At 42.1% G+C, this 24,187-nt stretch carries 17 protein-coding genes; 10 read left to right on the forward strand and 7 right to left on the reverse strand.

What is annotated here, in order from left to right:
• Positions 1-81 precede the first annotated feature (81 nt).
• From EXN75_RS01115 to EXN75_RS01130, 4 genes are all read right to left on the reverse strand, one after another.
• Positions 82-2,232, reverse strand: coding sequence for a peptidylprolyl isomerase (locus tag EXN75_RS01115; RefSeq protein WP_134842464.1), 2,151 nt, complete (start codon positions 2,230-2,232; stop codon positions 82-84).
• A gap of 253 nt (positions 2,233-2,485) precedes the next feature.
• A complete protein-coding gene (locus EXN75_RS01120; RefSeq protein ID WP_134842465.1) occupies positions 2,486-3,754 on the reverse strand; it encodes a hemolysin family protein in 1,269 nt (422 codons plus the stop codon).
• 16 nt (positions 3,755-3,770) lie between these two features.
• A complete protein-coding gene (lptC, locus tag EXN75_RS01125; RefSeq protein WP_246031248.1) occupies positions 3,771-4,394 on the reverse strand; it encodes an LPS export ABC transporter periplasmic protein LptC in 624 nt (207 codons plus the stop codon).
• Between the two features lie 45 nt (positions 4,395-4,439).
• On the reverse strand, positions 4,440-5,738 hold the full coding sequence (locus tag EXN75_RS01130; RefSeq protein ID WP_134842467.1) for a hypothetical protein: 1,299 nt from the start codon (positions 5,736-5,738) through the stop codon (positions 4,440-4,442).
• Between the two features lie 140 nt (positions 5,739-5,878).
• On the opposite strand from EXN75_RS01130, the gene EXN75_RS01135 reads away from it, so the two are divergent.
• The 4 genes from EXN75_RS01135 (at position 5,879) to feoB (ending at position 13,886) form a co-directional block, all read left to right on the forward strand.
• Complete coding sequence (locus EXN75_RS01135; protein WP_246031249.1) at positions 5,879-7,144, forward strand: Lnb N-terminal periplasmic domain-containing protein; 1,266 nt, start codon at positions 5,879-5,881, stop codon at positions 7,142-7,144.
• A 15-nt stretch (positions 7,145-7,159) separates the two neighbouring features.
• On the forward strand, positions 7,160-7,522 hold the full coding sequence (locus EXN75_RS18095; protein WP_246031250.1) for a hypothetical protein: 363 nt from the start codon (positions 7,160-7,162) through the stop codon (positions 7,520-7,522).
• 235 nt (positions 7,523-7,757) lie between these two features.
• Complete coding sequence (gene secA, locus EXN75_RS01145) at positions 7,758-11,111, forward strand: preprotein translocase subunit SecA (protein WP_134842469.1); 3,354 nt, start codon at positions 7,758-7,760, stop codon at positions 11,109-11,111.
• 243 nt (positions 11,112-11,354) lie between these two features.
• On the forward strand, positions 11,355-13,886 hold the full coding sequence (feoB, locus tag EXN75_RS01150; RefSeq protein ID WP_134842470.1) for a ferrous iron transport protein B: 2,532 nt from the start codon (positions 11,355-11,357) through the stop codon (positions 13,884-13,886).
• A gap of 295 nt (positions 13,887-14,181) precedes the next feature.
• On the opposite strand, the gene EXN75_RS01155 is transcribed toward feoB, so the two are convergent.
• Positions 14,182-15,336 carry an MFS transporter gene (locus EXN75_RS01155; RefSeq protein ID WP_223176136.1) on the reverse strand — a complete coding sequence of 385 codons (1,155 nt, stop codon included), beginning with the start codon at positions 15,334-15,336 and terminating at the stop codon, positions 14,182-14,184.
• 242 nt (positions 15,337-15,578) lie between these two features.
• Between EXN75_RS01155 and EXN75_RS01160 the strand changes: the two genes are divergently transcribed.
• The 6 genes from EXN75_RS01160 (at position 15,579) to EXN75_RS01185 (ending at position 21,394) form a co-directional block, all read left to right on the forward strand.
• Positions 15,579-16,436 (forward strand): SGNH/GDSL hydrolase family protein, encoded by an 858-nt coding sequence (locus EXN75_RS01160; protein WP_246031251.1) that lies wholly within the window; start codon positions 15,579-15,581, stop codon positions 16,434-16,436.
• A gap of 459 nt (positions 16,437-16,895) precedes the next feature.
• Complete coding sequence (locus EXN75_RS01165) at positions 16,896-17,306, forward strand: hypothetical protein (protein WP_134842472.1); 411 nt, start codon at positions 16,896-16,898, stop codon at positions 17,304-17,306.
• The gene (gene tnpB / locus EXN75_RS01170; RefSeq protein ID WP_022110333.1) at positions 17,294-17,641 is read left to right on the forward strand and encodes an IS66 family insertion sequence element accessory protein TnpB; all 348 of its coding nucleotides are present in this window, start codon (positions 17,294-17,296) and stop codon (positions 17,639-17,641) included. The genes EXN75_RS01165 and tnpB overlap by 13 nt, the downstream gene beginning before the upstream one ends.
• A gap of 101 nt (positions 17,642-17,742) precedes the next feature.
• A complete protein-coding gene (tnpC, locus tag EXN75_RS01175; RefSeq protein ID WP_134842473.1) occupies positions 17,743-19,302 on the forward strand; it encodes an IS66 family transposase in 1,560 nt (519 codons plus the stop codon).
• On the forward strand, positions 19,287-19,475 hold the full coding sequence (locus tag EXN75_RS01180; protein ID WP_134842474.1) for a hypothetical protein: 189 nt from the start codon (positions 19,287-19,289) through the stop codon (positions 19,473-19,475). The genes tnpC and EXN75_RS01180 overlap by 16 nt, the downstream gene beginning before the upstream one ends.
• A 599-nt stretch (positions 19,476-20,074) precedes the next feature.
• On the forward strand, positions 20,075-21,394 hold the full coding sequence (locus tag EXN75_RS01185; RefSeq protein ID WP_134842475.1) for an ATP-binding protein: 1,320 nt from the start codon (positions 20,075-20,077) through the stop codon (positions 21,392-21,394).
• A 156-nt stretch (positions 21,395-21,550) separates the two neighbouring features.
• Here EXN75_RS01185 and EXN75_RS01190 read toward each other — a convergent pair whose 3' ends face one another.
• Together EXN75_RS01190 and EXN75_RS01195 are read right to left on the reverse strand one after the other, a co-directional pair.
• The gene (locus EXN75_RS01190) at positions 21,551-21,877 is read right to left on the reverse strand and encodes a heavy-metal-associated domain-containing protein (protein WP_246031252.1); all 327 of its coding nucleotides are present in this window, start codon (positions 21,875-21,877) and stop codon (positions 21,551-21,553) included.
• A gap of 44 nt (positions 21,878-21,921) precedes the next feature.
• Positions 21,922-24,042, reverse strand: coding sequence for a TonB-dependent receptor plug domain-containing protein (locus tag EXN75_RS01195; RefSeq protein ID WP_167639421.1), 2,121 nt, complete (start codon positions 24,040-24,042; stop codon positions 21,922-21,924).
• Between the last annotated feature and the right edge of the window lie 145 nt (positions 24,043-24,187).

The following is a 24,187-nucleotide window of genomic DNA, read 5'->3' on the forward strand; positions in this document are numbered from 1 at the left end:
TCACAAGATATATAAAACAAAAAGAGCGTGACTTCGAAATGAAGCCACGCTCTTTTTGTTTTATATGAATTTCTCTTTTACTTAGAAGAAGAGATATCTGTTATCAACGACATTTGCATTGAGATAAAGCTCGTTCATGAAGTTACCAGCATACTGCATAGACTTCTGACGGCATTTCTGCTCCTGAGCCTTTTCATTAAACTTAACAGGTCTGTTAGACTTATTAGTAACCAAGAAGAGATATACACCCGCATTACCCTTAACAGGATGAGCAGAGAATGCCCCCTTCTTAGTAGCAGAAACTGCACCAGAAAGAGCAGGTTCGCTTGCACCAGCAGAAGCTACAAATACAGGAGCTGCGAAAGTAATCTGATTAACTTCAGAAACCTTAGCACCCTTAGACTTAGCTGCAGCGATATTCTTAACACCATTCAATTTAGCCTCAATCATTTCAGCCTTCTTGTCTTTGATAACCTCAGCCTTAACCATCTCCTTTACCTGAGGATCATCCAAGCCACGGAAACCAATACGATTAATCTTATCAAGTACTACAACCAAAAGGTGATCGTTGTTACCACACTCATACATAGGAGACACAGAACCTTCTTTAGCCTCAAAGATCCACTTGAGAGCCTCACGAGTAGAATGGATGTTTGCTACATAGTGAGTAGCTGTTGTAATATCCTTCAAATCCTGAACCTTATAACCGCTCTTTGCTGCATTCTTCACAATCTCATCAGCAGTCTGGTTGGCGCTGACAAAACTTGCGAACTTGTTGTAAGCAGTACGATAAGTATCCTGAGAGAAATCAACATTCTTTTTGATGACAGCAGCTGTATATTTCTCGATCATTGCCTTACGGTCGCAAACCTGAAGGATTACATAACCCTGTCCCAACTGCAACTGAGAAGTAGCATTAACAGCCTGAGTATTCAAAGCGTTGATGAATGCCTTATTATCCTTATCCATAGACTGAGCAAACTCATACTGACGAGTTGTCATCCATGCCTTCTCACCAGTCTGACCATACTTCTTAGCGATAGCCTCGAAATCAGCACCACCAGAAATAGCACCCTGGATAGAATCAGCCTTTGTCTTAGCTTCAGCAACAGAAGCTGCGGCAACCTGAATAACACGATACTGAATAGAATCAGGCAACTGCTGCTTGTTAACCAACTTGACAATATTCAAAGTATTATCAGCTTTATTTGCCTTCACTGCAGTAGTAGCACCAACAGCCATAGAATCAAGAGTAGCAGCGATATCTGAAGGGAAAGCATCCTTGCCAACAGGAATACCCAAGTAAGCAACTGTAGATGCAGACTTGCGAACAACCTCTGTAGGATCTGCTGCAGCAGCTAACTGAGTATGATAACCAGCAAATTCCTTGTTAAGAGCAGCGCGGTCTGCCTGAGAAGCCTCTACCTGAATATCAACGAACTTGATATCACGGCTCTCAACAGGCTGCTTGAAACGAGCCTTCATCTCATCATACTTAGCCTTCAAATCACTTTCAACAACCTTCACCTTGTCATCCTGGATATCAGAATAAGGGAAAGCAGCCAACTGAATCTTGCTCTCCTCGTTTTCCTCCTTGAAAGCCATCTTAGCCTCTACAGGATTTGAAAGGAAACAGTGTGCGAGCAAAGACTGATACTTTTGAGCCAAAGTCTGCTGACGAAGAGTCTTCTCGATAAATGACCAATAGTTGTAAATTTTGGTGTATTGATCCATCATCTGAGCATTTGCAGATGGATTAGCCTTCTGAGCCTTATAATCAGCCAAGAACTTCTGCAAAGCAGAAACATCAAAGCGACCTGTCTGCTGATTAACAAAAGGAGTCTGAGCTAACATTGGGTTGGTACCGGTCTTCAAGATATCCTGAAGTTCTGCATCAGTAACAGTGAGACCCAACTTCTCTGCCTCATGAGCAACAATCTTGTTTTGGATGTATGAATTCCAAACCATATCCTTGACTTGGTTCATCTGCTCCTCAGGGAGATTGTCCTGTCCCTGTTGCATTTTAATTACTTCTGTGTACTCATCTACGAGTTTCTGGAACTCCTGTACACTGATTTTCTCGCCAAATACCTCACCGATCTGCTGGCGTTCGTTGTTCTTTGCAGAATCACAAGAACGGAAAGCTTCTTCAGCAATGAAGGCGAAGAGGCCAAAACTGATAATGCAAACCAGAATGACGCCTCTTTTTCTAATTGTTCCTAATGCTGCCATTACGTTTTAATTTTATTTTTTATTTTTTGTTTATTTTCTCTAGTTATATAGGCTTTTCTTTCCATAACCCTGCTCCGAATCAATGAAAGCAAGGTAAGACTTTAGCCAATTGTTTGCAAAAATACAAAGAAAATCGGAAATAAGGGAATTTTTTTATGCCTTTTTTGGACATACATGCCAAAAAGTCCCAAAAATAGCAAGAAAAAAGCACTTATCGCAAACGACAAGTGCTTTTTGCTCTATTTTCAGGAGTTTACTTCAACAAATGCAAGTGAACTAATTCTATTTTTCGAGAGGTTGACTTGATAATTTTAAATTCAAACTTACCAATGCGTATTACTTCATTCAACTTTGGAAAACTCTGATATTCATGAAGTATCAATCCACCAACAGTCATATATTCATCACTTTCAGGCAAGTCTAAATCAAACATCTCGTTTACCTTGTCTATTTCCAAACGAGCAGACAAAAGATAATCACCCTCAGGAGTTTGTTTGGCGACATATTTCGCTGAATCATGCTCATCCTCAATATCACCAAAGATTTCCTCTACAATATCCTCTAAACTGACCAGTCCACTGGTGCCTCCGAATTCGTCAACGACTACGCCCAACGTCTTCTTCTGCTGTAGGAAAATCTGCATCAACTTTTGCGCCTGCATCGTCTCTGGCACAAAAGGCATCGTACGAATATGATCTTGCCATTTCTTCGGATTGCGGAACAACTCAGAACTATGAATATATCCTTCTACATGATCTATATCATCCTTATATACCACAATCTTAGAATTGCCACTTTCCACGAATTTCTGACGCAGGTCCTCAAGTGTTGCATCCAGACCTACCGCCTGAATTTCAGTACGAGGAACCATACAATCCCTTACTTTGGTATCCGAGAAATCCAATGCGTTCTGGAATATCTTGACCTCATCGTTAATATCAGAATCCTTCTCTGCATTATCTATACTGGATTGGACAAGATAATCCAAATCCACTTTAGAAAATCCTTCATCCCCAGTCTCATCGTCCATTTTAACACCAAGAATCTTCAACAACATCTTACTTAAAAAAGTACTGAACTTACTGATAGGCCAAAGGACGACATAACATAAGTAAGCTAAAGGACTGAAAAGAGACAACAATCTATTAGGATTGGACTTGAAAAGAGTCTTAGGCAAAAACTCACCTGTGAAAAGCACGATTAATGTAGATAAAATCGTATCAGCAGAAACCTTCAGACCATCATCCAGCCCAATGAAAATAGTGTTATCAAAGAGACGGGCTATCAGAATACCATATACAACCAAGGCAATATTATTACCCACAAGCATGGTACTGACAAAACCATTAGGATGAGAGTAAAACAAAGAAATAATACGTTGTGTAAATCCGTTTTTTTCCTTATCCATCTCAGCCAACATACGGTTGGATGAAACAAAGGCAATTTCCATACCACTGAAAAAGGCGGAAAAGACCATTGTCACCAAGATTCCAATTATGAGACTAATCCCTACTTCTTCCATTTTCTTTTATTCAATATTAGTGCATAAGCGGAATCGAATTTGTCGCACTTCGCGGTGTAGCTTGCGGACGTAAATTCTGCTTTACAGAATCTGGCTGAGAAGAGATAGTATCACTCTGTGTACCAGCCACATCACCCTTTTCAAAGCTACCTTTAGAATTACTAACAAAATAACGCGTCATCTTCTCGTCACTCCAGAAATATGACCCTTGCAGGGTACGTTCAGGAGTAACTAATTTACTGAAGACATTGCTCGAAAGCTCATGCTTATTTTGATCCCAAGTGAGTTGTTCACTTGTAAATTTCAATCCATCTTTAGTCAAGATACGAACTCTTCCATAAAGTTTCCATATCTTCTGCTGGTCATAATAATAAGCCGTATCACTCTGAATATAACTATTCACATGAAACTTCTCATCAAATTGTTCCAGCAAAATACCCTTTTCAAAAATCCATTGAGAAGGATTCTTACTGGTATTCACTTCCCATCGTTCCGTAACAATACGATATTTCATCACACCCGAATCACTGATGAGCGTATTAACACCATACGAAGTCATCATGGCAACAGAGTCACGCGCCAAGATTGCAGGTGCAGTATGTTCCACTTGTTCCTGGCAAGCCACCAAACAAATGAACATCAATAATCCTAAAAAAGTGCTTTTAATCTTATACATTATTATATATTACTTCATTCTCCACTTTCTAAACCACTCTTCATTGAAAGTAAAGCCAATATTCAAGCGGAAAGTATTTTCCTTAATTAAATCCTTTGCAGAACTCTTCACCCACTGTCCACTGATATTGAGGAAAGAACGGTGGTTGTAATTGTTCATAATTGGAATACCGAAACCTGCACTAACAGAGATTTCCTTAGGTCCATCAATACCATTTACCTTATAATACGAAGTTGCATAACTTACACCGGCACGATATCTCAAACGCTTGAAGAAACTACGGTTATATTCTCCATAGCAATACTGCATACCCAAATTGAACTTACTGCGGTCTGTGTAAGCACCATCCACATCAAGGACATGATTCTTGTCATTGACATTTACATATCTTCGAGGATATTCCAAACTACCCCACTTTTGCAAGGTATAATCAAATCCTATTTTCCACTGATTATTATGATTCCACATCAAACCTACACCATACATATGAGGCAGCTCAAATGCTTTATCAATAGAGAAAAAGGCTGTATCCGATGCACTTGTCTGAGAATTATTAGAAATAATATTCATGTCGGCAGTTGCACCAAGATTATGACCTGGTGAATAGGTTGCACCGATTGTTGCCCAATCCTTCTTGGAGAGTTTGGCTGTATATTGGATACCAAAATCTAACTTATAGCTGTTGACCTGAGTAGAATAAGTACGAATCAACGTATTATAATTGGAGTTACTATAAGCATTAGAAACATACTTATTATAATCACCCCAAATATATGCCACATTAGCACCTACAGCCAATCCCTTAACCGGAGCCCAACCGACACCGAGATAAACCTGATGAAGTCCACCTTCACCATTATAAGTATTGGTATAAGTAGCATCATTAAACTGTGAGCCTACTTTTTCTGTAGAAGTATAGTTATAACCTACATTAGTAAATGGCAGCACACCAAAGCTAACACCTAAATGCTTGGCAGCTCTAAAACCAGCAACCACATATTCAAAGTTAGCATTATTAGCATTCTTCTTGACTCCATTCTCTTCGAAATTGGTAATCTGACCTGAGATACCTGCATCAAGAATAAAAGATAAGGAATCTATGGCTGAATATGAAGCAGGGTTCAAATAGTTGATTTGGTTATGCTCATGAAAACCGAGACCAACGCCATTCATACCACGATTGAAACCAGAAGTCTGGTCTGACAACACGCCAAGACCATACTGGCTGTATGGAGAATTAGTACCACTTTGGGCATTAACCGAAATAACTGTACCCAACAAAAGGGTAGCTAAAAAAAGCTTTCTCATTGATAATTATCATTCAAATTTATATTCAGAGTGCAAAAGTATTAAAAAAAATTAGAAAAAAAGAAGGATAATTGAAAATAATAAGGTATTTTTGCATCGTGAAACGATTTAAGTATATTTTTAGAGCTTTTTTAGCCGTTTTGTTAATCAATTTAACGACTTTGGCTAACGCACAGGATTTTCAGGGTAACAGACCTCAAGAAAATTCTGAGAGAAACTATATGTCATCCCCAGAGTCACAAGCATGGCTCGACTCTGTAGATATATCTCTCCTGACTTGCGGGCCAGGACAAGAAGTATGGTCATACTATGGACACACTGCCCTTCGCATTGAAGACCATGTCCACGGTACAGACCTTGCAGTCAACTGGGGAATGTTCTCCTTTAAGCAGGCCTTTTTCATTCTTCGGTTTGTGTTCGGCATGACCGACTATCAGATAGGTATATTCCCTATGGAGCATTTCATAGCAGAATATTCAAGCGAAGGAAGATGGGTAAGACAACAAAGACTGGCACTCACCAGAGAGGAGAAGATAAAGATTCTCTCTGCTATTGACGAGAATAACAAAGAAGAGAATCGCACTTACCGCTACAATTTCTTCTTTGACAACTGTACTACCAGAGCCCGTGATATGATTATCAGAAATCTCGGGCAACATATCACAGATTTCAAGGACGTTGATGCCCAATCAACCTATCGTAAAGAAATCCATCGTCTGAACGAAAATCATAAATGGGCCAGATTCGGAAATGATTTACTTTTAGGATTCATGGCAGACCGCCCTATCAGTAAACAAGAATGGGAGTTCCTGCCAGAAAACCTCAGTAAGGACTTTGCTACAGAAGCAAGAAAGGACACAACCGTTCAAAAAACGATGGCGGAAGTATATCCAACTAAAAAAAGATATATCAAATTAGTAGATAGTACATTCTACCTGATACCGGTACAAGCAGACCATGCAATAGAAAGCGAAAGCATCACTCCATTCAGAGTAGCGCTCGCTCTGGGCGCAGTCATATTCTTATTATCCATCATAGAAGTCTTCAAACGAAAGAACTTCTGGTGGTTAGATATGACTCTTCTGATACTTACAGGTATTCCAGGATTTATACTTCTGGCGATGATATACTCAGAGCACCCTACTGTTCAGATCAATTTCCAGATTTTGATATTGAATCCACTCAATCTCATCTTTGCATGGAAAACCTGCAGAAATCTGTATAAAGGTAAAATATATTGGTACTATAATATATGGGGAATACTTCTTTTCGTGTCCCTCTTTATGCAAATCTGGCAGCACTATGCAGAAGGTATGGAAATCTTGGCATTATCTTTGCTAATGCGATATGTCATAAGATCTATAGTATATGATCTCCGTAAACAGAAAAAACAATTAAACAAATAAAATAAATTAGGATTTATGATTGTCAACAGATATATTACCGCCCTCCTGGTTGTCTTAGCGGCAACAGGCATGGAAGCGCAGACTTATCAGCAAGCACTGAAGTTTGCGCTGACAGATATATCCTATGACGAATTTATCCAGCAACCTGAGGCGAAGGCATTAGAGGAAGACATTCTCTATATCATCAAGGCTATTAAAGAAGCCTCTGATGAAAACCATTCAAGACCTCAGTTTCACTCAGTATCTGCTTCATTAACAGCAGATACTTCTGACTTTCTGACAGACATTCATTCTAATATTTATTTCCACCCTATTCTGGAGCATAAATACAAGGCTCCTTATGGTAGTATTGTTATTCGAGGACCTGATTGTTTTTAATCCCATTGCAAGTCATATAAGGACAGAATATCACAAATATCACTTGCAAACGAGCATTAATTAACAAAACATTGCTGATTTACAGATATTTTTTGTAAATTTGCAGACAATAAATATAATGTGGAGAAAGAAATAGAGAAAAAGAGAGCGACAAGTACTTGTCAAATGACTCATAACTCCTTTATTTTCAATTACTCCCGATAAATTTCGAATAACAAAAAAAATAAATATAACAATGAACTTTAACAAAATTCTTCAGTCATTGTTTGGCAACAAATCAACTCGCGACATGAAGTTGATCCAGCCAATCGTAGAAAAAATCAAGGCAGAATATCCTAATATCAAGGCCTTGAGCAATGACGAGCTTCGTGCTAAGACAAAAGAAATCCAGAAGTATGTACAGGAGTATGCCAACGAGGAGAAAGCTAAGATAGCAGAACTCAAGGCTAAGATAGAAGAAACTCCTATTGACGAGCGTGAAGGTATCTTCAACCAGATTGATAAGTTGGAGAAGGAGGCACTCGACAAATATGAGATTGCCCTCAATGAAGTGCTCCCTACTGCATTCAGTATTGTAAAGGATACAGCTCGCCGTTTTGCAGAAAACGAGGAGACCATCGTTACAGCTACTGATTTTGACCGTGAGTTGGCAGCAGACCCTAAGAATGACTTCATCACCATTGATGGTGATAAGGCTATCTATCACAACCATTGGACAGCTGGTGGTAACGACCTGAAATGGGAAATGGTTCACTACGATGTTCAGCTCTTCGGTGGTGTCGTTTTGCATCAAGGTAAGATTGCCGAGATGGCTACCGGTGAGGGTAAGACACTCGTTGGTACCTGTCCTGTATTCCTGAACGCCTTAACTGGCAATGGTGTACATGTCGTTACTGTCAACGATTACTTGGCAAAGCGTGACTCTGAGTGGATGGGACCTCTCTATATGTTCAATGGTCTTTCTGTAGATTGCATTGACAAGCATCGCCCTAATTCTGACGAGCGTCGCAAAGCATATTTGGCAGATATCACCTTTGGTACTAACAATGAGTTTGGTTTCGACTATTTGCGCGACAATATGGCAACAAGTCCTGCAGACTTGGTACAGCGCCAGCACAACTATGCAATCGTCGATGAGGTTGACTCCGTTTTGATTGACGATGCCCGTACTCCACTTATTATTTCCGGTCCAATCCCAAAGGGTGACGATCAGATGTTTGAGGAATACCAGCCATTGGTAGAGCGTCTCTATGAAGTACAGCGCAAACAGGCAACAGAATTGCTCGCAGAAGCTAAGCAGAAGATTAGCGAAGGAAGCAAGACCAAGAATCAGGAAATACTTGAGGCTGGTTTCTTGGCTCTTTACCGTTCATTCAAGGCATTGCCTAAGAATAAGCCATTGATCAAGTACCTTTCTGAGGAAGGTATCAAGGCTGGTTTGTTGAAGACCGAGGAATACTACATGGCTAACAACAACCGTGAGATGCCTAAGGCTGTAGAACCTTTGTATTTCGTGGTAGATGAGAAATTGAATTCAGCCGACCTTACCGACAAGGGTACAGACTGGTTGGCAAAACAGGTAAACGATAAGGAACTTTTCGTATTGCCTGATATCACTACAGAGATGAGTGAGTTGGAAGCTCGCACAGACATCTCTGACCAGGAGCGTCTCGACAAGAAAGACGAGATGTTGGCACACTATGGTGTACAGAGTGAACGAGTTCACACACTTCAGCAGTTGCTGAAAGCTTATACCATGTTTAATAAGGACGACGAATATGTTGTCATGGATGGCGAAGTGAAGATTGTCGATGAGCAGACTGGTCGTATCATGGAAGGTCGTCGCTGGAGCGATGGCTTGCATCAGGCGATCGAAGCTAAAGAGCATGTAAAGGTTGAGGCTGCTACTCAGACATTCGCAACTATCACACTCCAGAACTATTTCCGTATGTACCACAAACTCTCTGGTATGACCGGTACTGCAAGCACAGAAGCTGGTGAGTTCTGGGATATTTACAAACTCGACGTAGTTGAGATTCCTACCAACCGTCCTATTGCACGTCACGACTTGGACGACCGCGTCTATAAGACAGCCCGTGAAAAGTATCGTGCCGTCATTGATGAGATTGAAGAAATGCGCAATGCTGGTCGCCCTGTTTTGGTGGGTACAACATCTGTAGAAATCTCAGAGTTGTTGAGCAAGATGTTGAAGATGCGTAACATTCCTCATAACGTGTTGAACGCTAAGTTGCACCAGCAGGAGGCTCAGATTGTTGCCGAGGCTGGTCGCTCAACAAATGGCAAGGGTGCCGTAACCATCGCTACCAACATGGCAGGTCGTGGTACCGATATCAAGCTGACTCCAGAAGTAAAGGCTGCAGGTGGTCTTGCTATCATCGGTACAGAACGCCATGAGAGCCGTCGTGTTGACCGTCAGCTCCGTGGTCGTGCAGGTCGTCAGGGTGACCCAGGTTCATCTGTATTCTATGTATCATTGGAAGATAAGCTGATGCGTCTGTTCGCATCTGAACGTATTGCAAAGGTAATGGACCGTCTTGGTTTCGAGGATGGCGAGCGTATCGAGAGTCCTATGATCAGCAAGAGCATCGAGCGTGCCCAGCGCAAGGTTGAGGAAAACAACTTCGGTATCCGTAAGCACCTCCTGGAGTATGATGACGTGATGAACCGCCAGCGTACCGTTATCTATGAAAAGCGTCGTCACGCCTTGATGGGTGAGCGTATCGGCATGGATATCACCAACATTATTTGGGACCGCTGCTTGAATATCATCAATAACAATGATTTCGATGGTGCAAAGGAAGAGTTCCTCAAGGTTCTTGCTATGGAAATTCCTTTTACCGTGGAAGAATACGAATCTGGCAGACGTGAAGATTTGGCAGAGCGTGCCTTCCAGGAGGCAATGGCAGCTTTCAAGCGCAAGACAGACCGCATTCAGGCTACTGCATTCCCTATCATCAAGCAAGTATTTGAGGACCAGGGAGCTATGTATGAGCGCATCATGGTGCCATTGACAGATGGTAAGCGTATGTACCAGATACCATGCAACCTCAAGGAAGCTTACGAGTCTGAGGCTAAGAGTGTTGTGAAGGAATTCGAGAAGAGCGTGCTGCTCCATATCATTGATGATGACTGGAAAGAGAATCTCCGCAAACTGGACGAACTCCGTCACTCAGTACAGAACGCCAGCTACGAGCAGAAAGATCCATTGTTGATCTACAAACTGGAGAGTGCCAAGATTTGGGATGCAATGATCAACGAAATGTACGATCGTATTTCAAGCATCCTGATGCGTGGTCAGATTCCTGTAATGGAACAACAGCCTGTACAAGAGGCTGCTCCAGAACAGCCAACACAGCAGAACTATGTAGAGTCTAAGGTTGACATTGACGAAGAGCGTGAACGTGCAGAGCGTGCTGCTCAACAGGCTGCAGCCAACCAAGACACTCGTGAAGGCGCAAGCCAGGCAAACCACACTCCTTACCGTGCAGAGCGCATGCCTCGTCCAAACGATCCATGTCCATGCGGCAGCGGCAAGAAGTTCAAGAACTGCCACGGCAGAAACTTGTAATCACAAGAAATGGTGATGCTCTTATATATATAATAAGGTATAAGAGGTACACATCATCAGAAATAATGATAAGAATACCAAGAATTGATGATACTCTCATCATTTCTTGGTATTTTTTTATTTAATGACATCATTGCTACCGAGTTGCAAAAAATTATTCGTAATTTTGCAGTTGAAAAAAAAAAAGAGCTGGCAATAAAGCCAGTTTCTATAGAATATAAGGTTAATTCAAGGAAAGATACGATGAAATTATCAGAACTCAAAACAGGAGAAAGTGGCGTCATCGTCAAAGTATCCGGTCACGGTGGCTTCCGTAAGAGAGTCATCGAGATGGGTTTTATCAAAGGCAAAAAAGTGGATGTACTCCTCAATGCTCCACTGCAAGATCCTGTGAAATACAAAATCATGGGCTATGAGGTATCACTCAGACATAGTGAGGCTGACCACATAGAAGTAGTTTCTATTGACGAGGCAAAAAACAATAAAGAACTGAATCATGCAGATGCAGAAGATAGACAGCAAGTAATTGACTCACAAACTATCAATACAAACGATAGCGACGAAAATGCGCTGGGCGACAAGATGCTCGTGGCAGAAAGAAAAAATTCTGCAGAAAACGAGGCTTTGGCAGAACAGGAAGCCGAGCGTTTGCATCATGTCATCAACGTTGCTTTAGTGGGAAATCCAAACTGTGGTAAAACCTCCCTCTTCAACTTTGCATCGGGTGCTCACGAACGTGTGGGCAACTATAGTGGTGTAACCGTAGATGCCAAGGTAGGTGAAGCCGATTTTAACGGTTATCACTTTAATCTTGTTGATTTACCAGGCACCTACTCTCTTTCTGCTTATTCACCAGAAGAACTTTATGTGCGCAAGCAACTCATCGAGCATACGCCGGATATCGTCATCAACGTTATTGATACCAGCAATCTGGAGCGCAACCTCTATCTCACCACCCAGTTGATAGACATGCACATCCGCATGGTCTGCGCCCTCAACATGTTTGATGAAACCGAGAAGCGTGGCGATAACATCGACTACGACAAACTGGGCGAACTCTTCGGTATCTCGATGATACCTACCGTCTTTACCAATGGTCGAGGCGTGGATAAACTCTTCGAGACCATCATCGAACTTTACGAAGGCAAGGAAGATTCCAACGCTCACTATCGCCATATCCACATAAACCACGGACATGAGATAGAGCACGGCATCGAACATATCCAGAAGTATCTGAAGGTAGATGATTCCATCCGCCAGCGCTACTCCACCCGTTACCTCTCCATCAAGTTGCTGGAGAATGATAAGCACGCCGAGGAATACGTAAGTCATCTGAAATCTGCCAAGGAAATCTTCGCAGCCCGCGATGAGGCAGCCAAGCGTGTGAAGGAAGAGACTCTGGAAGATAGCGAAACCGCCATCATGGATGCCAAATACGGTTTTATTCATGGAGCATTGCAGGAAGCAGGCTATGAACCTGGCAAAGCAAAGGATACCTATCAGGTAACCCATCTCATCGACAGAATCCTGACCAATAAATATGTAGGCTTCCCTATCTTCATCCTGCTGCTGTTCATCATGTTCTCAGCCACCTTCGTACTGGGCGAGATTCCTAAGGGATGGATTGAGGACGGCGTAGCATGGCTGGGCGAATTCATCAGTACCACGATGCCGGACGGACCGGTGAAGGACATGCTGGTAGATGGTGTGATTGGTGGTGTAGGTGCGGTCATCGTGTTCCTGCCACAGATTCTGATTTTGTATTTCTTCATCTCATACATGGAGGATTCGGGATATATGGCTCGTGCCGCCTTCATCATGGATAAACTGATGCACAAGATGGGCCTGCATGGCAAATCATTCATTCCGCTGATTATGGGATTCGGATGTAACGTGCCTGCCGTGATGGCAACGAGAACCATCGAGAGTCACCGTTCCCGTCTGATAACGATGCTGATTTTGCCATTGATGAGTTGTTCGGCTCGTCTGCCAATCTACATCATGGTTATCGGAACATTCTTTGCCATCCAATACCGTTCGCTCATCATGGTATCGCTCTATCTCATCGGCATCTTCCTTGCCGTGATATTGAGCCGCATCTTTGCCAGTTTCGTGGTGAAGGGCGAAGATACTCCATTCGTAATGGAGCTGCCTCCTTACCGCTTCCCTACCTGGAAGGCAATAGGCCGACATACCTGGGAGAAGGGTAAGCAGTACCTGAAGAAGATGGGTGGTATCATCCTTGTGGCAAGTATCATCGTATGGGCGTTAGGCTACTTCCCTCACAATGAGGAGCTTGATACCCAGGCACAACAGGAGCAGAGCTATATCGGCAGAATCGGTAAGACCATCGAGCCAATCTTTACCCCACAGGGTTTCGACTGGAAGTTAGATGTGGGTCTGGTTTCCGGTGTAGGTGCCAAGGAGATTGTAGCCTCAACGATGGGTGTGCTCTACAGCAACAACGACAGTTTCTCTGACGACCAGGATTACAACGATGAAGACGGAAAATACGAGGTTTTGAAGAAGCAGATGACTTCTGACCTGAAGAAGACCTACGGTTACAGCGATGCCGAGGCTGCATCCAAGGCTACGCTTACCGCCTATTGCTTCCTCCTCTTCGTATTACTCTACTTCCCTTGCATCGCCACTATCGCCGCCATCAAGGGCGAGACGGGCAGTTGGAAATGGGCAGGCTTTGCCGCTGGCTACACCACGCTATTGGCATGGGTAGTATCAGCCTTAGTCTTCCAGATAGGAAATTTATTTATATAAAATAAAAACATAAACCCCTGCCCCAAAAACTGCGTGCCGACGTATGAAATTATGCGTGGGCACGCAGGAATTTTTGCATGGGCACGCAAAAATAAAAGCCCTTAGACCTCGCTTTTGAAGTTTAAGGGCTTTTTTCATCTGTATCACCACAAAATTACAAATAATTTATTACATTTTTCTCTGAATATCTACACATACTTATGTAACAAGAAGCGCAGCTGTTTTTGCAACCTTTTCTAAATAGTTCATTTTAATTGTCATCATGTCAATAAGAGTATTTTTTGATGGTACAAAATTAAATGGATATTCTCTTTCCAACCTTTGCGGCAAAAAAAGCAATCATCAAACCTAAACAGGCGGCAATACTGATGGCGATACGAAGTCCGGTAGCCTCTGCAAGCCATCCGATAACCGGTGGTCCTACCAGGAAACCGAAGAAGCTGATGCTCGAAACTATGGTGATGGCAATGCTGGCCTTGATAGTTCCCAACTTTCCCGCAATACTGTAGCAAATAGGCACCGATGAAGAGATGCCGAAACCTACCAGCAGGAAACCCAAGGTGGCAGGAATGAGATAAGGCAAAGCAGCAGCCAGCCACAAACCGCCCAATATCAAACCACCACAAACCTTCAATACCCTGGCTGGTCCATATTTCGTAACAAAACCATCAGCAAGAAATCTACCCAGAGTCATCGCTCCCATACCAGCCACATAACCTGCACGGATAAAAGCCTCATCGGGTTTCACCACTGATGAGAAATATACACTACTCCAATCATAAACAGTACCTTCACAGAACATGCCGGCAAATCCCATTAATCCTAAGAGGAACAGAATCGGGTCGATAGTCTTGAACGAGAACTTCGGAACATCTTCCTCTTCTGCCTTTGCTGTTGCATCATCTATCAGATATCTGAATCCGATAGTTATAATGAGAAGACTCATCACCAAAACCGTTCCGAAATGCACCTCTATCGGAAGTAGGGTATTCGCAAAGACTGCACCTATGATACCGCCCGAAAATCCACCCAAACTCCACAAGCCATGAAACGACGACATAATGTTGCGACCGTACATCTTCTCTACCAGACATGCCTGCGTATTGGTGGCGATGTTCATCAGATTCGCCATCATTCCGAAAGCTACGAGTGAGAGAATGAGTTGGAAAACTGTACTGCTACTTCCGATAGAAAAAAGAACGAGAACATAAATTATTTCTGCAAGAAGTATCATCTTCTTGCTTCCGAATTTACTGACCAAGACACCCGAAAAAGCCATCATCAGGAGTTGACCGATAGGAATGGCAAAGAGCACAGAACCTAACTGACCATTCGTGAGATGCAGCATCTGCTTCACATCCGGAATACGACTCGCCCAACTGGCAAAAACTACACCTGGTACAAAATAATAAGCCGCAACGGCTATACGCTTACGCAACAAATCACTCATTTTTTTCAAAGCTACAGTCATCCTTGTATTTACCTTAATATATATGATATCAAAATTTCAATAATATGGGAGAAAAATCGGTATGAACTCTTATCTTCTATGTAAAACCTACAATCCTCCAAAAGCGAGTGCAAAATTACGAAAAAAGAAGAAATAAAACGATATTTAAACGAAAAAGATTCTAAGTTATGAAATATTTAATGTACCTTTGCCTAAAAGAATTGAAAATAAACAAACTAACAATGAAAAGACAAATGATTATCACTCTGGCACTTGCCCTTACGATGACAATGCCAACATTCGCCCAAAAGGCGATGACCAAGAAAGAAATTGCTGAAAAAGAAAAAGCATTCAAGAATCTCCAGAATCCATGGAAAGGAAAGAAAGTTGCTTACTTTGGCGATTCTATCACCGACCCTAATATCAAGGCATCAAAGGTAAAATACTGGGGATTTCTTGAAGAATGGCTTGGCATTACTCCCTATGTATATGGCGTGAGTGGCAGACAATGGAATGATATTCCCCGCCAGGCGGACAAACTCAAGAAAGAACATGGTGATAATTTCGATGCAATCCTCATTTTTATGGGTACCAACGATTACAATAATGGTGTGCCTATCGGAGACTGGTACACAGAGACATTCGACAGCGTGAGAGTTGCCCGCCACAAACCAAGTGAAATGGTACTGCGTCGTCACCGGCACTTTGCCATGGACAAGAATACGCTCAAAGGGCGTATCAACATTGCCATGTCAAAACTGAAGCAGATGTACCCTACCAAGCAAATCGTGGTGATGACACCAGTACATCGTGCTTACTTTGCATCTAGCGACAAGAACATTCAGCCAGATGAAATGTACGAAAATGCACGTGGTCTCTTCTTCGATGAATATGTGAAGGCGATTAAGGAAGTAGGCAATGTCTGGGCTGTACCAGTCATCGATCTCAACTCCCTTTCAGGTCTCTTCCCTATTTACGATGCTGGTGCCCAGATGTTCAACAAAATGGATACAGATCGCCTTCATCCAAACGATGCCGGTCATGCTCGTATGGCAAAGACCGTCATGCAACAGCTCTCTGCATTGCCTTGCAACTTCTAAAAGGCTCTATCTTATGCCGCCACTTGGCAATAAAATAAAAAAAAACCTCAAGTCCGCGACCTATGGGGTAACGGATTTGAGGATAAAATCATTGAAAATTTGAAAAGCGAAACGATAAAAGCCCTTCACCCTTCACCCGTCAAGCATAAGTACCTGATATATAAATAGTTATAGACGCAATAACATAAAAGCACCCTTCACCACCCTTCACCTCCCTTCATCTTAAGCTAAAATTGATCGTCTATTAAGACTAAGATTAATCGTCTATTAAGACTAAGAGAGGGAAGCTGTGTCATAAGTCTATGATGCAATTTTATATCCGTGAAAATCCGTGAATAATTTGTAGAGCAAGAATGTTCCGTTAAGTCTGCGTAATCCGTAAGCGGCTCCGCGTTTATACCATTGTAGCTTTCTCGTTTGTTCGTACCTTTGCACCATAATTTTTTAATCGCATGAATTATGACAACAAACGAACGTTTTGAGAAGGCTTGGAATTCCTTCTTAATCTATTTGAATCGAAATCCAAAGGCTCATCTGACTCCTTTCTTGAAGGAAAGGCATGTAAATCACCGCACCATGCAAAATTGGATGTCCGAGAAGGGATATTCTGTCCTGCGTGCCAAGCATGAAATCCGTGAAGTTCAGGAGGCAGCCCGTAAGGAAAGAGCAGAAGCCTCTACTGCAAATACCGGCGTGATGTTCGTGCCTATGGAGTCTCCAACTATAGATCTTCCTATGGAGGATCTTCTTCAAGGCATAAACATAACCTTTCCCAATGGAACCGTTGTGTCGATCAAAAAAGGATGCGCCAAGTCTGTTATGGCGTTAATGAAACTTTATGAGAAGGAGGATGCGGTATGTTTGGATTAAATGAGAACACCCAATACTATGTCTGCCAGCGATACGTTCGAATGAACACGGGTATTAATGGCTTGTATCAGATAGTAAGGACGGAGATGGAGCTGCCACCACTTGGCGGTGCTGTCTTCATCTTCTTCTCCAAGAATCGCCAGCAGGTTAAACTGCTAAAATGGGACGGCGATGGTTTCTTGCTATATCACAAGCGACTGGAACGAGGAACCTTTGAATTGCCATTCTTTGACCCTAAGAACAAGCAATGCAAAATGCCGCACAAGACTCTGTCTGCCATCATGAGCGGAATTTGCCTTAAAAGTATGAGATTTAGAAAGAGGCTTAACTTATAGCAGTATTATAATGCCAATAACGTGCTGTATATCAATAAAATAGATAAAATTAATATCCAATAATACTTGCATGTCTCAATATTTTTTCGTACCTTTGCACTATGACAAAGGACGAAATCATAGTACTTTTGAAGGAGCAACTTCAGCTTGCTAACGATACTGTGAGTTCGCTGACCATACAGGTCGGTGAACTCATTGAACGTATAAAGTCATTAGAAGAGCAACTCGTCCAGAAAGGAATCGCCATAGACAAAGCGAATCGCCAGAACAGGGCGCTCGGCAAGCTCGTTTCCGGCAAAAAGTCCGAACGTCAGGAGAAGTGTCTGCAAGACTCAATGACTCAGGAAGAATTTGACAGGAAGAAAAAAGAGCAGGCGGAAAAGAGAAAGGAGCGCAAAAACAATGGGGCCAAGCGTGACATGCATTATGAGATGGAGGAGAAACATGTTACGGTTAATCCAGACATGGATGCGGAACTTTTGAAGACGCTGCGCATCTATGGCACCCGCACCTGTGTGCGTTACAGCATGGAGCCCATCAAGTTCATCAAGACCGTATATCACATCAACACTTATACGGATGGAAATGTCCTGTATCCAGGAAAGACCCCATCAGCATTGCTGCTAAACTCATCCTATACATCTTCTTTTGCAGCAGGTCTACTGCAGTTGCGGTATATCTATTCCATGCCGGTGGAGCGAATCGTCAAATACTTTGCCGACAGTGGGTTCACACTAAGGAAAGCCACGGCAAACAAGCTGATTGCCAGAAGCGCAGACGTACTGGAAAATATCTATAGAGCCATCTGCCAAAAGGTGTTACAGCAGGATTATGTTACGGCAGATGAAACTTATCATAAAGTACTGCTGACGAGGGTAAAGCCTACAGACAATGGCTCGAAGAAAGGTTACCTGTGGGCGGTAAGCGCACCTAAACTGGGACTTGTGTTCTTCGTATATGAGGATGGATCACGTTCTGAGCAGATCATACTTGATGTGTTCTCGGATTATAAAGGTACAGTACAGAGTGATGCATATGCTCCTTACCGGAAGCTGGAGTCGGATGCTTATCCGGACATTATGAGAATTGCCTGTCTGCAGCATGTCAAGAGAAACTTCATCGACTGTGGCAAGAACGACAAGGATGCACAGGAAGTAGCAGGCATCATCAACAGATTTTATCAAGAAGACAAAAAGCATAAGGTTGGCGTAAATGGATGGACAATAGAGAAACATCTGGCTTATCGGCAATCATACGCACCGGACATTTTGCAGGATTTATTAGAGAAACTGGAGGAATTATCTTCCAGGAAGGATTTGCTGCCCAAATCGCCCTTGGCGCAAGCCGTCGGCTATGCCCTTAACGAGTATAATGCCATTTGTGACATTTTTAAAAGAGGTGATACTGCTCTCGACAACAATTATATTGAGAGAATCCAGAGGTACATATCGCTGTCGAGAAGAAACTCATTATTCTTTGGTTCGCACGAAGGGGCAAGACGAGGAGCTATCCTATATTCTATCGCCATCTCATGCAAAATGAATGGCATTAATCTGTTCGAATACATTAGCGATGTCATAGAAAAGACCGTAGAATGGCAACCAAATACTCCATTGGAAAAATACAGAGACTTGCTTCCTGACAGATGGAAAAAGCAGTAACAGCATTATTCAATCAGCTATTACTGCTTTTTTCAATTATGCAAGGTATAAACGCGGAGCCGCTTACCGCTAAAAACGGCAAAAAGATGAAGGGTAATGAAGGGTTAAATCTTACCTTTCACCCCTCAGGCCCCCGTGTTTATCGGCATTCCAGGCAAAAAGGTGAAGGGTGAAGGGTAAAATCACATTCCTGTTTTAGAAAAAAAATCCGTTATAAAGATTTTTCCAAATACCTATCACCTGTATCTTTATATAAAACCACTACTAACATTTTCTATAAAAAGGAAATAAGAGAACAGAACATCAAGCAGATATTCATGTCTCACCAAGTTTGTAAAGTGCCTAAGGAAGGGCACTTTTGTGCTGAGGTAAGGGCACTTTTATGCCCCCGAGAATGAGATTATCCCAGTTTTTATGCAATAAAATTTGGGAGTTACAAAGAAAACTCAAAATTTTGTAACTCGTATTAGGATTTAATTTAAAGAAGGACATAAAGCTGGCTTGAATCTTTCTTATCGGATTATCACTCAATCTGGTCTTTAGAAACTATTGCTAATCACTGTTGATTACATACTTAGCTGTAGAGATACTATATTCGGAACCGCTATTTCGAAAACATCGACAACATTCATACAAACAAAAAAACTTAAATTAGCAAACAAATAGGCTGATATTCAAGCATTTTTATTAACTTTGCATTCGAAACCGTCATTTCGGAAACGGCGGTTTCGAAAATAACATAAATAAAAAGAAACTATAAAATTATAGAAATATGAAGTTCTTTGGAAGACAAAACGAAATAAAAGAATTGCAAGAGATAAGAAATCTATCTTTGCAAACGGCTCGTTTCACAATCGTAACAGGACGCCGACGTAGCGGAAAAACATCCTTATTGATAAAAGCATACGAGGATGTTCAGGATATGCTGTATTTCTTTGTTGCAAGAAAATCAGAAGCTGAACTCTGCAGAGATTTTATCGAAGAGATAACAAGCAAACTTCAGCTTCCTATTCTCGGAGAAGTAACACGCTTTGCAGATATCTTTAAATATCTGCTTCAACTATCCAAGATTCGCCCTATCACTCTCATCATTGATGAATTTCAAGATTTCAAACGGGTTAATCCATCTATATTTTCAGATATGCAAAAGATATGGGATCTTAACAAACAGGAAGCTCATATTAATCTCGTGGTTTGCGGTTCTGTTTATTCACTTATGAACATCATCTTTAAAAACAACAAGCAACCACTTTATGGTAGGCAGACTGGAGAAATAAAAGTCACTCCATTTCCTCCTTCTGCTATCAAGGAAATTCTCTCAACATATAATTCTGCCTACACCAACGATGACCTACTGGCTCTCTACAGTTATACAGGCGGAGTTGCAGAATATGTAGAAATGATGATGGATGCTGGAGCCACGACAAAGGAAAAAATGACAGAGAAGTTTGTTGCAAAGAATTCTTATTTCATATACGAAGGAAAAAATATGCTGATAGAAGAATTCGGTAAAGACTATGCCCGTTATTTCGAAATATTGCAACTTATTGCTTCTGGCTACACAACTCGTGGTGAAATAGAAAGCATTATGAAAATAGAACTCTCAGGCTATCTCACTAAACTGGAGAATGACTATTGCTTGATTTCTCGTTATACACCGATGTTTCAAAAGACCAATCGCAACATTCGCTATCAGATAGAAGATAACTTCCTTCGCATCTGGTTTCGCTACATCTACAAATATGGATACATGATAGAGGTTGGCGCCAATAAAAAACTTAAGATGGTTATGGATAAGAGCTACACCACATACACAGGCAAGGTTCTGGAAAGATATTTCATTGCAAAAATGATAGAAAGCGAAGAATATACCCAAATCGCTTCTTGGTGGGACCGAAAGGGAGAGAATGAAATTGATATTATCGCTGCTGATGAACTGAAACAGAAAGTCATTTTCTATGAGGTGAAACGCCAAGCCAAGGATATAAATCTCGGCATTTTAAAAGATAAAGCCGAGCATTTCTTCCAGACAACAGGAAAATTCAAGAAATTCACTATCGGATACCAAGGGTTGTCAATGGAGGATATGTAGTTTCATAAAATAATAAATCCCGGCAGGAGATAGCTTGAAGCTATTCTCTTACCGGGATTTTCATTATCAAGACGATAAGTAGTCTGCAAAAGATAAAATTCTTATTTCATTATCATTTTATGATAATCATTTTTCCTTTCACATCAGCATATAGAATTACATCAAGTCACACTTCTCCTCGGTGTTCTTCTTGACCTTCTCGCCATCTTTCAGGATGCGAGCCTTATAGCCAAACTTCTCAAAACCTTTCTGGAGTTTCTCGGGGGTTGTCTTGTCGGCATTATACTGTACTGTGACTGTCTGATTCGGTACAGAGGTTTCTATGCTCTTGATACCCTTCTCGAAGCGAAGGTTGCTCTTGATCTTGTTCTCACAAGCCTCACAGTGCATCTGTGGTGTTGTGGTGAACACTACGGTCTTGATGTCCTTGGCAAAGGTTACCATTGCCATCATCATTGTGAACATTACTAAAATTTTCTTCATAACTTTTCTATTTGCTTAAATAATTCAACATTAAATATTTCCACTTAAAAGTGTACTCTCACGCCTGCGTAGAACATCCGTCCCTCTACAGGTCCCCAAACCAAGGTTGGCTCGAAATCGCTTCCCCATGGATTGCTGGCACCATAGATAGGAGCCTTCTGCTTAAAACCAGTCAGGTTCTCGCCTCCCACATAGATGCTCCAATGACGAAACCATCTCGTAACCTGCGCACTCACTTGCTCGAAGCTATGGAAACGAGGAGACCATGACTGGCTTCCATCTGCCAACTGGTAAGGCTCTGGATTCCTGCCTCCACCATTCAACTGCACGGTGGCATCAAATTGCCAAAGTCCAAGTGGGGTCTTATAGGAAGCCGTGAAAAGCGCCTTATATTTACTGGTCAATGGCTTCTCTTTCAAGGTTTTGCCATAATCGTATGTACACTTCACATCGTTCAGACGATAAGCCGCTGTTATCTCTAAGCCTTTCAGCAATGGATAAGAGGCATCTATCTGGAAGGTGTGCGAATAAGACTTACCTATCAAATTATAGATGGAGATAAACCCCTTGTTGGCATCATAATCCACTACCGCTTGATTCCTGAAGTCGGTATAGTAATACTCGGCGTTCAGTTTCAACGTCTTACCAAACATAGGGATATAGAAAGCCGTGCTCAGTCCATAGTTCCAAGCCTCCTCTTGCTTAAGTCCATCACCCGTAATCTGAAACTCCCTGCCACTCGCCAAGAGGTAATTGTACTCAGCCAAACCAAACACCGTGCGATAGCCCTTGCCTGCCGACAAGCGGATGCTGATGGCATCGATAGGCGAATACTTCACGTGGAAACGAGGGGTGAAGAAGTTGCCATAAAGCGAACTATGGTCGAAACGGACACCTGCCATTGCCGTCAACTTCGTGCCTAACGTATAGGTGTATTGGGCGTATGCTCCAGGAGTCGTCTCCTTCTCGTTCATTCTCTGCATCTCCGACAAAAGGTAAGGAGAGTCTTCTACCCCTACTGTCGGTCTTGGAGAAACATTCACATTGGCGCGCTGTCCCAGGTAATCATGGTTGACGCTCAAACCTACCGACAAATTGTGCTGATGAGTAAAATTGGTCTCAAAAATCAGCGAGCCATAGAGATTCTTCTCATTGAGGTCGTAGAACCTGTTGCCATACTGGGCATCGAGCTGGTGCATCGAAGCTGAGGACATGAAGGCAATATTGGTACCATGCTCATGATTGAGGATGAAGGCATGTTTCATATAACCCTCATAACGGTTGGTATGGAGCTTGATTCGATAAATATCATCACTATGAACATGTTCCTCATCCTGCCCACTGGTACGAATCTCCTTCAAAGCCCCAAGTCCACCATGAAAGATGTAGTGCTTTCCTTTATACAGCCAACGGTTCTGTACATTATATTGTTCTCTGCCTGGCATATCATAGAAACCATCGCCATTGTCATCATGGTTTTTGAGGATATTCTCATGATGCAACAATATCTCCGTTGCCCACTTATCCGATAGATGAACGTTGGCATCAGCGTTTGCTTCGATTCGGCTCTTGGTATCACCAAAGAGGTTTACCTCCACCTGTTGCTCATCCTCTGGCTTCAAGTAATCCACATTGATTTGACCTGTAATCGACTCATAGCCATTCTTCACCGAAGCACTACCCTTAGATACCTGAATGCCTTTCATCCAAGGTCCCGGCACATAGCCCAGGGCGTATGGGATGGCTGCACCACGGAAATTCGGCAGATTCTCGGTGAGCATCTGTACGTAAGTGCCCGAAAGACCGAGGAGTTTGATTTGTCTTGCGCCCGTCGTAGCATCATTATAAGCCACATCAACCGATGGGTTGGTCGTGAAACTCTCACCTAAGTTGCAACAAGCCGCCTTGAAGAGTTCATCCTTATTCACAGCAATGCCATTCACGGCACCAGCCAATCGAGAAGTGCCCGACTTACGAGCCACCACCTTCACCACCTGCAAGGTCTCGTCCTTGAAGATGGAATCCTGAGAGGAGGAATCTACAGAGTCATTTCTTACAGAATTATGATATGATAACAGGGACGCAACCTCTGTCTTATTATTTTTTGCATAAGTCTCAGCACCAATAACCAGCAAGGCACTGAGCAATAGATATTTTGAATACATAAATATATTTACTTTTATCCGAATCAAAATCTTAATTTCGGATGTTTTTTTCCTTTTTATATATGTATGCAACCCTAAGATTTTACTGATAGGGATAAGCATACGACAATCTTGGTTGCAAAAGTACAATAAATCTTTTGCAACC

Origin of the sequence: Segatella hominis (assembly GCF_004535825.1) — a bacterium.
GTDB lineage: Bacteria > Bacteroidota > Bacteroidia > Bacteroidales > Bacteroidaceae > Prevotella > Prevotella hominis.